Here is a 13640-nt window from a genome sequence, read left to right on the forward strand (position 1 = left end):
AGAATGGAGAGGTGGGCGATGGGGCGCTGGCGGACAGTCGTGCTGATCCTGGTGCTGGCCTTCGGTGCCCGGATCATAGGTCTGCCGGCCCTCCGACACAATTACGATCACTCGTTCCCCATCGCTCAGGCCGCTCTGGGGCGGGAACGTGGGCTCTGGTCCATGGCGGGACAGCGATCCACCCTGGGGTTCCCGGCCTCGCCTCTGATCAGCGGGCTGATTGCCCCCGTCTTGGGGATCGGCGCAGGGCCATGGCTTCCACATTTCATGGCCGTGGCGCTGGACGTGCTGGCCATCGCCCTGGTGTATCGAACCGCGCGGGCCGCGGCGTCTGCGTGGCTGGCTCGCCTCGCGGCGATCCTCGCCGCCTTCTCCCCATGGCATATCTACTTTGCCCGGGGCACCTGGCTGCCTGCCTGGTTTCCATTTTTTGTTGCGCTCGCCCTCTTCAGCTGGAGCCCTTTTCTGGGCCGGGGGAAATCTCCCTCGCCGGCCCGCATCGGCATGGGTTGGGTCGGGATCACGTTGGCCGCCCTGGTGCACCCGGTGGGGCTTCTCCAGATCCCGCCGGCGCTGCTTTCCGCGTGGATGTCCGGGGGACGTCGGTTGCATCGCTTGGGCGCCGCTTGCATGCTGATCGTCGTTCTGATGTATGGGGTCACCGCATGGTCGGCATGGGAGGGCCCTCGATCCCTCCGCCTGCCCTCCCGATTTTGGCCGTGGCAGGAGGTGGCCTTCGCCCATGCCATGCGGATGGTTTCCGGAAAGGATTTCGCCGAGGTCTGGATGGGGGCTTTCTCTCCCGATCGCAGGTTGCTCGTTCATCTCTCCCGTATCATCGCGTTGGGGATCGAGCTATCGATCGCCCTCGCCGTAGCGGAGTCCGTGGCGCGGGGGATCCGGCAGCGGAACGGGCATGGGTTGTTGCTCTCCATCTGGTGGGGCTTCCCAGCCCTCTGGTTGGCTTTCCCATGGCCGTATCCCATTCATGTCCACTATCTGGCTCCTACCATGCCGGTGGGGGCCCTGCTCGCCATCTGGCCCTGGAGGAAATTGCCTCCCAAATCCTGGAAACGCTATCCGATCGAAGCATGGGCCTGGGGGGCCGCTTTTGTCTGGCTCATAATCTTATTCGCTGCGGATCGAAACGCCCGGATGCATCCGTGGACCGGCAATGTGGAGGAGCTGCCGCTCTCCGAATCCGCCGCCCTGGCCCAGCGTTTGATCCGCTGGCTGGAGAAAGACCCCCAGGTTCAGGTGGTCCTTCCCTCCGACTGCGCGGAGACTACTCCAACCTGGCTGATGGGTCTGGTTGGACGCGCCATGGATGTTCGTTGCGGGTTCCACCCCGAGCGCTTGGCCTTCGCCCACACACGCCATCCCACCCTGATGCTTCTGTATGGTCGGGGAAGGCTGCCGGTCTTGAAGCCGCTGCGGCGGGACCCTGCATGGGTTCGCTGGATGCCGGACGGCGCATGGTTGGCGCTTTATGAGGTCCTCCCGGGGGAGATCCACCCCTCCCGCCGGGTGGATGCCTCCACCGATCTGGGCTGGCGGCTTCTGGGATACGATTTGGAGGAGAACGGTGAGCGCCTCACGGTCACCACTTACTGGCAGATCGAAAGGGTCCCTTCGGATCCCATGCGATGGGCATGGCATTACCAGCCGTTTCACCACCTGTTGGATCCAGAGGGACACCAGTTGCAAAATCCCAGCGGTTGGGGAGTGCCGGGCTACCTGTGGCGAATCGGTGACATCTATATCGATCGCACCGAGCTGACCTTCCCGGGGGGCGCCGCTCGCTGCCCGCTTCATCTGGAGCTGGGATTGTTTGATCCCAATCGCAGCGTGCGGGCGCGGTTTCTTCTTCCGGCTGGCGACGTCGAGACCCTCGTTCTTAAGCGATGGGATGAGGGAGGACCATGCCGTGAAAGGTGAGCGGACGGCTGTGCTTCTCCTATTGCTGGGGATGAGCGCTCTGGCCTGGCGCAATGTCCATTGGCCCTCCATCTGGTTCGATGAGGGATGGAGCTGGTGGGTGGCCCGCATGTCCATAGAGGAAGGGCTCAGACAGGTGGCCCGTGATCGCCATCCTCCTCTTCGTCCGCTGCTTGATCATCTATGCTCGCCCGCGGCTTCTATCCGGCTGCCCGCTGGCCTGCCCATGTCCCGATCACTTTCTTTGTCGGAATCTCTATGCCTGCCGGTTCGATCTCCGGCCTTCACCATATATCCATCGGCATGTATAATCCGGAAACGATGGTTCGCTATCCCCTCGTTGGCGAGGCAGATGGAACCACTGCGCTTCGCGTGGCCACGCTGGATCCGCAAGCCGTTAACGGGCAGTGGGAGGCCATCCCCGTTCCAGATGGGGCGATCTGGCGCGATGGCCTCGCCCTGTCTAACGTGTGGCTGGAGCCTGGAAGGCGCGCGCGCCGTGGGACATCCCTTCACGTGTTGACGGAATGGATCCGAAGGGAAGAGCATGCGCAGGAACGGGCCGCGCCGGTTGTAACTTTTGTGCACCTCTGGGACGCGGATGGTCGTTGGGGGTCAGGACCACCTGGAGATTGCGACCGTCGAGGTTTTGCCATGAGCGCGCTTATGAACATCTGGCGAAGATGGGGGACGCATCGCGAGGACTCCCGCCGGCCCTGGATGTCCGTGGTTCCCGCCCTGCTTTGGCTCACCGTCCTCTGGTGGTGGTTCGTGTGGCGATATCTGACTCCCGTGCCTGCCGATCGCCTGATGCTGGCCCTGGGAGATTTCACCCATACTTACTACGTGTTCCGTGATCTGGCCTACCGCGCTCTCCGGGCCGGCGAGTTTCCCTTTCGGTCCCTCTGCCTCTTCAGCGGCTATCCCTACCAGGCCTATCCACAGTCGGCTCTCTTCTATCCCGGGACCTGGCTGACCTTGCTGCTCTCCATGGCATCCGGAACCGCTCATGCCTCCCTCGATGGATTTCATCTGGAATCCCTGATCCATTTGTGGATCGCAGGGGCAATGGCCTATCTCCTGTTCACGCGCGAAACCGGAAGCCGGTGGGGCGGCCTGATGGGGGCGATCGCGTTCGCCTTCGGTGGCTACATGACCGGTTACCCGATCTTACAGGTCTCTATCGTCCAGACGTCCGCCTGGACCCCATTGTTCCTGCTGGGGCTGCGGGAGCTGGCGGAGGGCCGAAGGATCGCCGGCGCCCTTGCGGCCGGTGTGGCCGGCCTTTTCATCCTGCTGATCGGCCATCCCCAGATGATGCTCTATAGCGTCCTGTTGGGCATCGCCTATTTCACCTTTCGCCTCTCATCCGCCGAGCGTTCCCTGCGCTGGAAGCTCGCTCTGCAGGCTGTTTGGATCGGGGCGCTGACGCTCGGCACCGCGGCGATCCAGCTTTTCCCCACCCTGGAATACTACCAGCACTCGAACCGGGTGCGCCTCCCTTTCCCGGAGTCAGGCAGCGGCTTCCCCATCCAGGATATCCTCCAGCTCCTCCAGCCCGGCTTGGTGAGCCACTGGCAGCCCCTCTATGCAGGCCTCCTCCCGCTCACCTTGGTGCTGCCCGCCCTGGCCCGGGGTGGGCGGCACGCGCGCTTCTGGGCCGGGATCGCGCTGCTCGGCCTGCTCCTCTCCTTCGGAGCCAACTTCCCCCTCTATGACGCTTTCTTCCAGCTGGTGCCCTTCTATGCCACGACCCGCAGCCAGGAACGGCACGCCCTCTGGGTCTCTCTGGCCCTCGCTGCCCTGAGCGCCCACGGGCTGGCAGCCCTGCTGCGGGGCCTCCCCCGCGCCCGCCGCTGGATTCTCTCCGCTGGGACCCGCCTCAGCGGGGCCATGGCCTTGGCCTTCGCCCTCAGCCTGCCCGTGGTCACTTTCCTGGCCCGCCAGGGTATCGATCCCAGCGATCACCGGCGTCTGCCCCAGGAGGTGGGCCTGAGCCTCCTGTTCGCCCTGGGGACGTGGGGGTGGTGGCAGGCCCGGGCCCGAGGCTGGCGGAGCCGGCATGGACTGGCCCTGACCGCCCTGGGGCTGGTCAGCATGAACCTTGCCGCCTTCAACCGCTATCTGGATGCCGTGCCTCCAGCCCCAATCTATCCGGATCATCCGGCCGCCGCCTGGATGGCCCCGGATCCCCATCGTCCGTTTCGGTTCTTCGACGAATATCGGCTGCCCGACCACTATGGATGCTGGGTGGGGGAAGAGGACATCCGGGGGGCCACTTCGATCCATCCCGAGCCCTATTTCCGCTTTCTGAAACAAACCCCCGAGCCGATGCAGTGGTGGCTGCTGGGGGTGCGCTACGTCATCACCTGGGGGCGGGAGCTCCCGGACATGCGCGCCCTGGGGCGCACGGCCACCCTGCTTCAAGAGATCCCCCAAGGGAACGAGGTCACCCGCATCTACCGGCTGGATCCTCCGCTCCCCTGGGCCTGGGTGGTGCGGGCCATCCGCCCGGCGAAAACGGTGGAGGAAATGCTGGCCGCGCTCCGGGATCCCGCCTTCCGCCCGGCGGAGGAGGCTGTGGTCCTGGGCCCTATCGAGCCGGTGAAGGCGACGGACAGGCAAGCGCCGGACGAGGTTCAGCTCCTGCGCCGGACCGCTACGGAGGTTCGCTATCGGGCGCGACTGGGCCAACCGGGGCTGCTCATCACCCGCGATCCCTGGTATCCCGGATGGACGGTGACGGTCAACGGCCACCCCGCCCCGCTGCGCCGCGCGGATGGTGTGCTGATGGCCGTGTATCTGCCAGCGGGAGAGAGCGAGGTGGTCTTCCGATTCCGGCCGACCTCGTTTTACGTCGGTGCGGGGGTCAGCGGCCTCACCGTGTTTCTCCTATGGCCGCTCACCCTCTGGAGGATGCGGCGCCGCCTTGGCCCCCCGGCGACTCCCTGAGGGGCTCCTTCCGATGCGGCGCACGCCCGTTGGGATGACCGAGGTCCTCCTCCTCGTCGCCTGGGCCCTGGTCCTGGCCCTCTGGCGAGCCACCCCCGCCCACAACGATGAGGCATATGTCCTGTGGGCGATCCGCGTCCATGACCTCCCTGGTCTCGTCGCCACCGGGCTGCGTCTGGATGGCCAGCCTCCTCTTTACCCGTTGGTCCTCTGGGGGATCCAGCATCTCCCGGTTTTCCATACGGTCCCCATGCTTTACCTCGCCAGCCTCCTTCTGGCCTTCCCATTCTACTCCCTGATGTTCCGGCTGGCCTGTTCGCTCGGCGGGAAACGGGCCGGGACGTTGCTCCTGGCCCTCCTGGCCTTCAATCCCCTCGTGGCCGGCATGATGATGTTCCTGCGCGCCTACTCCCTGACGCTGATGCTCAGTGCCCTCGCCCTCTGGCTAGCGTGGCGCACGGATCGCCATCCCACTGGGGCCCGCGGTCTGACCTGGGGGCTGGCCAGCCTCGCGCTGGTCTTCACGTTCTACTATGGGATCTTCCTGGTCGCCGCCGCCTTCCTCTGGCTCCTGCGACAACCCCGGGGAGGTCCCCGCTGGCGTGCCGCTTTGCTCGGCGCCGCGCTGCCCGGGCTAGGTGGGGCCCTGTGGGCGAGGATCGCGCTCGCCCCCGCCATCGCCATCGTGATCCGCCATCAAGGAAGCCCCGGCATCCACCCCAGCCCGCCGGAGATGATGGGGAATCTCTGGTTCACCCTCTGGAGCGGATGGGCAGCGGATGCCCGCTTGGCCATCGCGGCCGGCTGTGCGATGTTCCTCATTCTGGCATGGGCGCTGATCCCAGCGGTCCGCTGGCGGTTCCCCGTGCCAGGTTTCCCTCTCGTGACCGGGGCGCTCTCTCTCTTCGGCTTCCTGGTGGCTGGATGGCGTTACAATTTCTTCGCCGCGCGCTACGCAGTGGTCGCCCTGCCTTCCCTCCTCCTGGCCATCGCCATGATCATCGCCCGCGCGCCCCGTCGAGGTCAGGCTGTGGCCATCGGATGGGCCGGCCTGATCGGACTGGTCGGCCTCTCGCGGATCGCCCTCGCTTATCGTATGTTGCCGGAGAACAACCCCTGGTATGCGGAGATCGCCGTAGAGCTTCTGGAGCGTGTCGCTCCCGGCGACGTGGTGATCGCCCAGGCGCCATGGCACTATCAAGCCCTGTTGATGGTTGCGCCCGACGCCCCCTGGCGGCTCTTCGATCTCCAGGAGGAGGATCGCTGGCGGAAGGCCATGCAGGACCGTCCCGTCGTCTGGTTCCTGGGGGTTCCCGCTTATCGTGGAAACTGGGAGCCTCTCGAGCGCACCATGAAGGGCTGGATTCGGGAGGAGGTTCGGGCATGGCCGCTTCCCGTCGACGCCATCCTGATCCGGTATGTGCCGCCGATGGAGGCTCCAGAATGGCAGCCCCTCAGAGCGGTCTTCGAGGAAGGATTCATCCTGGAGGCGGTGGCCCTGGATGCTGGAGGCCCTCCCGGGATCCTGCGGGTGGGCGTGCGGATGCGGACCTTGCGCCCGATCCCACGCTCTTATACGTTCTTTGTCCATTTGCTGGATCCCGGGGGACGCTGGATAACAGGCAGCGATGCGGAGCCGCCTGTCCCTACGAACGCGATGGAGCTGGGCGTTCCGATGGTGTTCTGGCGCGCGCTGCAGGTTCCGGCATGGCTGCCGGCCGGAACTTACACGGTGACCGCCGGCGCCTATCCAACGGGGTCCGGGGGATGGCCACGCCTGCGCACCCGGGAAGGAGCGGATACCGTTCGGCTCGGGATCGTGCAGATGCGTCCTCGTCCTGTCCTTTCGGAAGGCCATCCGGCTGTGCGATGCGGATCCATGACGTTGAGCCGCTTTATGGTGATCCGTCTCACGGATTATCGCCAGGAAGGGCCGGATATCTTCCCAGAGCCCGGTCGTCCGGATCGCCTGTGGGTTCAGGGGAGCTGGCGTGTGGAGGCCGATCATGGCGCGCCGCCGGGGCTGATGGTGGACGCGGATGGGCGTGTTCACATCCTGAGACCCAAGGAACCGCTGGCGTGGGAGGTTCGATACCCGGTGGGCCAGATAGCAACCGGCTTCTGGGAAGGGGAGGTGGCTCCTGAACAGCGCACCCTTCGTCTGATCGTCACGTGCCCGGGCGGCCGGGCGGAGTTTCCTGCTCCGACGCTATCCCGGCAGCGCTGGCGCTGGAATTACAGCTGGATCTCCTGGAATCGGATGCCCTGATCTGCATCAGCGAGGGGAGGCTGAATGCGGTGAAAGATCGAATCGCCTTCGTTGTCCTGCTGGCCGTCTGGCTGACCTTCTGGGTGACGCTGGTCGTGATGCCGTGGGATCTGAGGCTATTCGATGAGCAGCACGTGCTCTGGCAAGTCAGCACCTACAGCTGGGGGGAGGTGGCCCGCAACCTAATGCGGGACAGCCACCCGCCGCTCTATTACTGGCTGGTCAAGGGCTGGCGGGAGCTGGGTGGCTTCGATCACCCATGGGCGTATCGGTTCTTCTCGATCTGCCTGGGATTGCCGGCCCTCCCCCTGGCTTTCCAGGTCGGGCGCCAGTGGGGAGGACGCCGGCTGGGCCTGGCGCTGGTGGCCGGGTTGATGCTGAACCCTTTCTATCTGTTCCTGCTGGTCATGATTCGCATGTATGGGCTGGTGGTAGCTCTAGGGGGGTTGTCGATGTTCCTGTGGGCTCGCCTGTTGCGGCAGCCCACGACTTCCCGATGGCTCGCTTGGGCTTTGGCCCAGGGCGCTTTGATGTTCACCCACTACTATGGGCTGCTCCTCATCGGCGCGCAGTGGCTGGTTCTCCTGATCCGTCGCCCCTCTGGATGGCGCATGGGCGGGTTGCCCGCGCTTCCCTTTATGGTTGCCTTCGGCGTCTGGATCGCCCAGGCCTATGCGGGAAGCCTGGAAAACACCGTGCGAAACCTTTCCGCCATCCCGGTCCACCCTATGCCGTGGGAGGTGCTGGGGCATCTCTGGGCCAACCTCCTCGTTGGCCCGCTCGCCGATGGAAGGCTTGCGGGAATCCTCGCTGCGGGAGCGGGCGTGTTCATCGGGCTTCTTCTCCCCACCCTTCGCTCATGGAAGCGAATCCGGCTGGAGCTGGTCACCGTCGCGCTGCTCCCGCTGGGGGCAGGTGCCCTAATGGCCATGCGCTGGCCTTTCTTCGCCGCTCGCTACTTCGCCATGTCGGTGATCCCCACCCTCACCCTGATCCTCTCCATCGGGCTGGGCTCCCGATGGAAAGGGATGCTTCTGATCCTGATCCTGCCCGGCATGATGGGGATCGCCAGCTTCCCGGTGCTGAATCTCCCTTTGGGCTTGGAGTCAGAGTTGGAGTTTTGGACCGCTCCGGAGCCGGTGCTGGCCCAGGCGCGCTGGCACCTCCTCTGGTCGAGTGAATCGGGTTTCCCCAGCTATGAGTGGCCGGATCCGGCGCAGCGCGCTCAGGTGGTGAGCCGCTCTCCTTCTTTCTGGTTCGTGGGGGTTGCCCTTTATCGGGCGGACTGGGAGGGCTGGCTGCGGGAGCTCCAGGCCACTCATCTGGTCGACTTCCAGGCGGAGTTCCCCCACGAAATCCCCGAATATCGAGCCGCCGTGTTCCATCTGGTCCGCAAGGCCCCGGCCGCTCGATGGATCCATCGGGATGCCTGGTGGGCCAATGGGATCCGGCTGCACGACATCGGCTGGACCCAGGAGGTGGGGGAGCCGGGCCGTTCGGTGCAATGGCACCTGCGCTTCTCTACGGACCAGCCGCTGGATCGCCGGTGGACGCTCTTCGTGCACCTGATGGATCCGGCCGGACACCTCTGGGCCAATTGGGACGCGGAGCCGGAGCTCCCAACGGATCAGTGGATACCGGGTCGGATTTACGAGGTGGGGCGCAGCCTTCTGATCCCTCGCTGGGTGCCCGCTGGACGTTATGAAGTCCGCATTGGCTGGTATGAGACGGGGACGGCGGGGTTCCCAAGGCTTCCCTTGCGGGAGGGCCAGGGGGATACGCTTTCTATTGGGGAAGTGGAGGTCCTGCCTCAGCGGGAGCCTCCGCGATTCGGCATGCGAACCGTCCCCCCTGTGGAGCTGAATCCCCCTCAAATCTCCGTCCGATCCGGGCCGGATGGGCGCCGGGTCTGGGTTCGAATCCAGTGGCGGAGCCAGGATCCAGCCTCCCTCACCGCATGGCAGGTGGTCCTGAAGACGCCGGAAGGGCCGATCCCGTTGCGGCGTCCGTATCCGGTTCCGGAAGCGGTCGTCCGTAGCTCGGGGTGGTTGGTGGAAACCTGGGTCAGCCCGTCGCTTCGGGGAGGCCGCCCTGCCTTACGCTGGCTGGAGGTCCGCTACGCAGGGAAGCTCCTGGTCCGTCGCCCGATCTGGCTCTTCCCCCCGGATGTCCGGTGGAGCTATGACTGGCTCTTCCAGAACCGGACGGGCCTTCCATAGAGCCCCTGAATCTCCGCACAGGGTTGTCCAGCCAGGATCCCTCGCGCGATTGGGCTCCCTATAGTCACGGGACAGAGCCTTCGACTTGCGAGCCCGCCTGGCCTCCCATCGGGAAGGTGATCCCTGTTCGATCAGAAGGTCCCTTTGAGTTCCTCCAGGCGGTCCATGAAGGCAGGAGGGGCGAAAAGCCAGCTATGGTAGTCTGGGTCATAGTAGCGTCCCCGGAAGGGATGAGGATTGCGCACGACCCGCGGATCCAGCCCCTTGGAGCAGATGATGAAACTCCACCAATTGCACGGATACGTGGAATAGGGCATGGGAAGGGTCTCCACATACCGGAAGAGCTGGCCCAGCGCCTTCCGCACCATAGGCGCCTCATAGCCCAGGTATCCTTCCCGGAACAGGGACTCGGAAAGGTGCAAGGCCAGCATTCCCTCATCCGGGAGATGCTCCGCACACAGTCGAAAGAACTCAGGATCGAACAGGCTGCGGGCCAGCTCCGCCAGGGGGTCATTGGAGTCCAGCAGGATCACATCGTAGGCCTCCGGCTGTTCCTCCAGGAATGCGCGCCCGTTGCCGATGATCAAGCGGACCCGCGGATCATCGAAAGAGGAGGCGAACTCCGGCATATGCCGGCGGCACAGCTCCACCACCTGGCCGTCCACTTCCACCACGGTCACTTCTTCCACCGTGGGATATCGCAGGACCTCCCGGGCTACCCCACCGTCCCCCCCGCCGATCACCAGCACCCGGCGCGGGTTCGGATGGGCCATCATCGCCGGATGGACGAGAGACTCGTGGTAGAAGAACTCGTCCCGCTGGGTGAACTGAATCACGCCATCCAGGACCAGCGCCTTGCCCCAGTTCTCGAGTTCCAGGATGGCAATTTCCTGCAGGGCGCTCCGCTCATGAGCCAGCACCCGCCGGACCTGATAGACAGCCGTGATCGTGCTTTCCTCGGCGAAGGTCAATCGCATCCCTTCGAAGGGATCTTCGGCCAGCGCTCCCTGGGCCATTCTCCATCCTCCCGATCGGTGTTGGGATGGGTCTTGTGCTTCCCGGATCATTTCCAGGGGATAGCCGGCTGCTTTTTCAGGCCGGCCCTTCAGGTTCCCTAATCCGTTCACCCTAAGGATGGAAAAGCAAAAAGCCTTCCGCGATGAGCCCATCGCAGAAGGCTTCCTTGAAGTGAGGCGGGTGGGACTCGAACCCACAACCGTCGGCTTAAAAGGCCGCTGCTCTGCCGGTTGAGCTACCGCCCCATGCCACCATTTCATTCTAACCGGCATGGCAGGGGGTTGTCAAACGCCCCCAATGGGAGGGTGCATCCCAGCGTCCATAGCGAACTTTCGTCCGGCCATGGCTGCAACCTCCTTACGCTGAGATTGGAGCCAAGCATGCGCCTTCTCCGAACTATGCCCCAGGAATTGGCATTAGGCTGTAGAGGAGGACGCCGGCAGGTCCGGAAGGCGGATCCGGATGGAAGCGGCGTGGGCGTGGAGCCCCTCCACCTCTGCCAGCGTAGTGATCACCGGGGCCAGATGGCGCAAACCCTCCTCGGTCAGGGCCTCCACCTCGATCTTCTTTACGAAGGTGTCCACGGAAACCGAAGAGGCCGCGCGGGCCCAGCCGCCGGTCGGCAGGGTGTTGTTGGTGCCGGTGGCGTAATCCCCCGCCGCCACGGCGGACCAAGGGCCAAGGAACACGGATCCCGCATGGCGAATGGCTGGGAGGATCGCCCAGGGATCCCGGGTGTAGATGGCCAGATGCTCTGGCGCGTAAGCGTTGCAGACCTCGATGGCCGTCTCCATATCCGCGGTCACGATCAGCCCCCCATAGGTTTCCAGTGCCTGGCGGGCGATGGCCCATCGCGGGAGTAGAGGGCCCTGCTGCTCGATCTCGCGCCGCACGGCATGGGCCAGCGCCTCCACCGGCGTCACCAGAAGACAGGAGGTATGGGGATCGTGCTCGGCTTGGGCCAGCAGCTCCGCCGCCACCCAATCCGGGCGCGCCGTCTCATCGGCCAGGACGATCACTTCCGTGGGGCCGGCCAGCATATCGATGGCCACTTCCCCCATCAACAGGGCTTTGGCCGCCAGCACGTAAAGGTTCCCGGGCCCCACGATCTTATCCACCCGGGGGATCGTCTCCGTGCCGTAGGCCATGGCGGCAATGGCGGCCACCCCGCCCACTAGGAAGAAATCGGTCACTCCGGCGGCGTGGGCAGCGGCCAGCACCGCAGGGTGACGCCCGGCGGGCGGGGTGCAGGCGACGATCCGGCGCACTCCCGCCACGGAGGCCGGGATCCCCAGGGCATGGACGATGGTGGGATAGACGGCCCGGCCGCCTGGGACGTAGAGCCCGGCCGAATCCAGCGGGCGAACGATCTGCCCGGCGATCACCCCTGGAGCCATCTCCATCAGCCAGATGGGGCGCTCCCGCTGGGCTTCATGGAACCGCCGGACAGCCTCCGCTTCCCGGCGCAGCGCCTCCCGGACCTCCGGGGTGAGCTCCTCCCAGACGGCGGCCATCGCCTCCGGGCTCACCCGCCAGCGTTCCGGCGGCCAGTCGATCCCATCGAAGCGCCGCAGGTAATCGACGACCGCGGCATCCCCCCGCCGCCGCACGTCCTCCAGGATCGCCTTCACGTCCGGAAGGACCTGCTGGAGATCCGCCCGGGCGCGCATCAGCAGACGCTGTCGCGTTCCCGCATCCAGGGCTTCCCAGCGATAGATTTCGATCGGCATTCTTCCTCCCCTCTCGCGCGCAGCTTCTCAGAGTGATATCCGGGCCTTCCCTCCCCCGCTCGCCGCGAAGCGACGTGGGTGGGGGAGGAAGCGCCTCACGATGGGTCAGCGGTCGCCGGAAGGGCGATCCCCGGGGATCGCCCCCATTCCCCGTCGTTCGGATAGGACTTCCAGCACAGCATCCCAGCTCAGCCCCCGCGCCACCAGTCCCACGGTCAGCATATATAAAAGGTCCGCAGCCTCCTCCAGGGACCGCTGGTCGGATTGATGCCGCAAGGCCAGGGCGACCTCTATGGCCTCTTCGCCGATTTTCTTTACAATCTCGTCCAGCCCCGCGGTCAGGAGTTGGGTGGTGTAAGAGCCCTCCACCGGGCGCCGTTGTCGATCCTGTATAATCTTCTCCAGCCGATGGAGGATGTGTCCAGATGGAGGAGGAAGCTCCCCGTCATGGAGTTCCCGATGAAAGCAGCTGGGCCGGCCGGTGTGGCATGTGGGCCCCGCAGGGATCGCCTGGATCAGCAGCGCATCCTCATCGCAATCCAGGCGGATCTCCACCACGCGGAGGATGTTGCCGGAGGTCTCCCCCTTTCGCCAGAGCCGCCCGCGGGATCGACTCCAGAAGTGCACCATCCCGGTCTCGCGGGTGCGCCGGAGGGCTTCATCGTTCATCCAGCCTAGCATCAGCACTCGACCGGTTCGCGCATCCTGGACAATGGCGGGGCGCACTGCTGTAGGAGGGGCTGCTGCCTCGACCTCCACCGGTTCAGACGCGGAGCTCCAGTCGGAAGGGATTGAAGTCGGTGTCATAGTCGTAATAGTCCTCCTGTTCCAGGCGTTTCAGGGCGCCCACGATCAGATACGTCACTGGCGTCATCACCGCTTCCACGCCGACTTTGAACAAATAATTGGTCAGCACCAGGGTGACAAACAGGCTCCATGGGAAGACGCCGGTCAATGAGGCGATTCCCACAAAGACGGCCGTGTCCACCAGCTCGCCAACCAGCGTGCTGCCGATGGTCCGAGTCCACAGGTAGCGACCATGGGTGAGGATCTTCATTTTGGCCAGAGTGAAGGAGTTCGCGAATTCGCCGGACCAGTAGCCCAGGAGACTGGCCAGGACGATGCCGCCGGTACTCATGCCGCCCAGGATGGCCTCATACGCCCGCTGTCCGGCGGTTCGCTCCCATTCCGGATCCCCCGGCAGGATGCGGACGATCCAGAGGATCAGCGCACTCAGCGTTAGGCATGCGAACCCGGTCCAGATGACCCGACGGGAGCGACGATAGCCGTAGACCTCGGTCAGGATGTCCCCAAAGATATAGCTCACTGGGAAAAGGATCGTGCCCGCGTCGAAGGCGAGCCGCACCCCGAAGAGGCTCACCCCCCAGTCCACGATCTTCGCTGATGAGGCGATGTTGCTGACGATAAGGACGGTCACGAAAAGTGCCATTACCAGATCGAAGAAACGATAGGGGCGTCGCTCCATCCGTGTCCTCCCTCTCCCTCTGGATTCAG

8 protein-coding genes and 1 tRNA gene are annotated in these 13640 nt (G+C 64.9%); 4 read left to right on the forward strand and 5 right to left on the reverse strand.

The annotated features are described in order from the left end of the window. Positions 1-18: 18 nt before the first annotated feature. From ACFMO3_RS07170 to ACFMO3_RS07185, 4 genes are all read left to right on the forward strand, one after another. On the forward strand, positions 19-1938 hold the full coding sequence (locus ACFMO3_RS07170) for a hypothetical protein (protein ID WP_376789735.1): 1920 nt from the start codon (positions 19-21) through the stop codon (positions 1936-1938). 654 nt (positions 1939-2592) lie between these two features. Continuing rightward, positions 2593-4890 (forward strand): YfhO family protein, encoded by a 2298-nt coding sequence (locus ACFMO3_RS07175; protein WP_376789736.1) that lies wholly within the window; start codon positions 2593-2595, stop codon positions 4888-4890. A 13-nt stretch (positions 4891-4903) separates the two neighbouring features. After that, the gene (locus ACFMO3_RS07180; RefSeq protein ID WP_376789737.1) at positions 4904-7159 is read left to right on the forward strand and encodes a hypothetical protein; all 2256 of its coding nucleotides are present in this window, start codon (positions 4904-4906) and stop codon (positions 7157-7159) included. A gap of 29 nt (positions 7160-7188) precedes the next feature. After that, on the forward strand, positions 7189-9378 hold the full coding sequence (locus tag ACFMO3_RS07185) for a glycosyltransferase family 39 protein (protein WP_376789738.1): 2190 nt from the start codon (positions 7189-7191) through the stop codon (positions 9376-9378). A 131-nt stretch (positions 9379-9509) separates the two neighbouring features. On the opposite strand, the gene speE is transcribed toward ACFMO3_RS07185, so the two are convergent. The 5 genes from speE to ACFMO3_RS07210 all read right to left on the reverse strand — a co-directional run bounded on the left by speE (position 9510) and on the right by ACFMO3_RS07210 (position 13611). Beyond that, the gene (gene speE / locus ACFMO3_RS07190; protein ID WP_376789739.1) at positions 9510-10394 is read right to left on the reverse strand and encodes a polyamine aminopropyltransferase; all 885 of its coding nucleotides are present in this window, start codon (positions 10392-10394) and stop codon (positions 9510-9512) included. A 173-nt stretch (positions 10395-10567) separates the two neighbouring features. Then, positions 10568-10640 (reverse strand) — tRNA-Lys (locus ACFMO3_RS07195). Between the two features lie 171 nt (positions 10641-10811). Beyond that, positions 10812-12125 carry a histidinol dehydrogenase gene (gene hisD, locus ACFMO3_RS07200; protein WP_376789740.1) on the reverse strand — a complete coding sequence of 438 codons (1314 nt, stop codon included), beginning with the start codon at positions 12123-12125 and terminating at the stop codon, positions 10812-10814. 105 nt (positions 12126-12230) lie between these two features. Beyond that, positions 12231-12932: a bifunctional phosphoribosyl-AMP cyclohydrolase/phosphoribosyl-ATP diphosphatase HisIE gene (gene hisIE / locus ACFMO3_RS07205; RefSeq protein WP_376789741.1), complete on the reverse strand. Its 702-nt coding sequence runs from the start codon at positions 12930-12932 to the stop codon at positions 12231-12233. Beyond that, complete coding sequence (locus tag ACFMO3_RS07210; protein ID WP_376789742.1) at positions 12889-13611, reverse strand: queuosine precursor transporter; 723 nt, start codon at positions 13609-13611, stop codon at positions 12889-12891. Before ACFMO3_RS07210 ends, hisIE begins: the two co-directional genes overlap by 44 nt. Positions 13612-13640 lie beyond the last annotated feature (29 nt).

This window comes from Thermoflexus sp. (assembly GCF_042408815.1).
Classification (GTDB): domain Bacteria; phylum Chloroflexota; class Anaerolineae; order Thermoflexales; family Thermoflexaceae; genus Thermoflexus.

Coding starts and splice junctions, on each gene's coding strand:
- ACFMO3_RS07170 (WP_376789735.1), top strand. CDS start 19: ATGGGGCGCTGGCGGACAGTCGTGCTGATCCTGGTGCTGGCCTTCGGT.
- ACFMO3_RS07175 (WP_376789736.1), top strand. CDS start 2,593: ATGAGCGCGCTTATGAACATCTGGCGAAGATGGGGGACGCATCGCGAG.
- ACFMO3_RS07180 (WP_376789737.1), top strand. CDS start 4,904: ATGCGGCGCACGCCCGTTGGGATGACCGAGGTCCTCCTCCTCGTCGCC.
- speE (WP_376789739.1), bottom strand. CDS start 10,394: ATGGCCCAGGGAGCGCTGGCCGAAGATCCCTTCGAAGGGATGCGATTG.
- hisD (WP_376789740.1), bottom strand. CDS start 12,125: ATGCCGATCGAAATCTATCGCTGGGAAGCCCTGGATGCGGGAACGCGA.
- hisIE (WP_376789741.1), bottom strand. CDS start 12,932: ATGACACCGACTTCAATCCCTTCCGACTGGAGCTCCGCGTCTGAACCG.
- ACFMO3_RS07210 (WP_376789742.1), bottom strand. CDS start 13,611: ATGGAGCGACGCCCCTATCGTTTCTTCGATCTGGTAATGGCACTTTTC.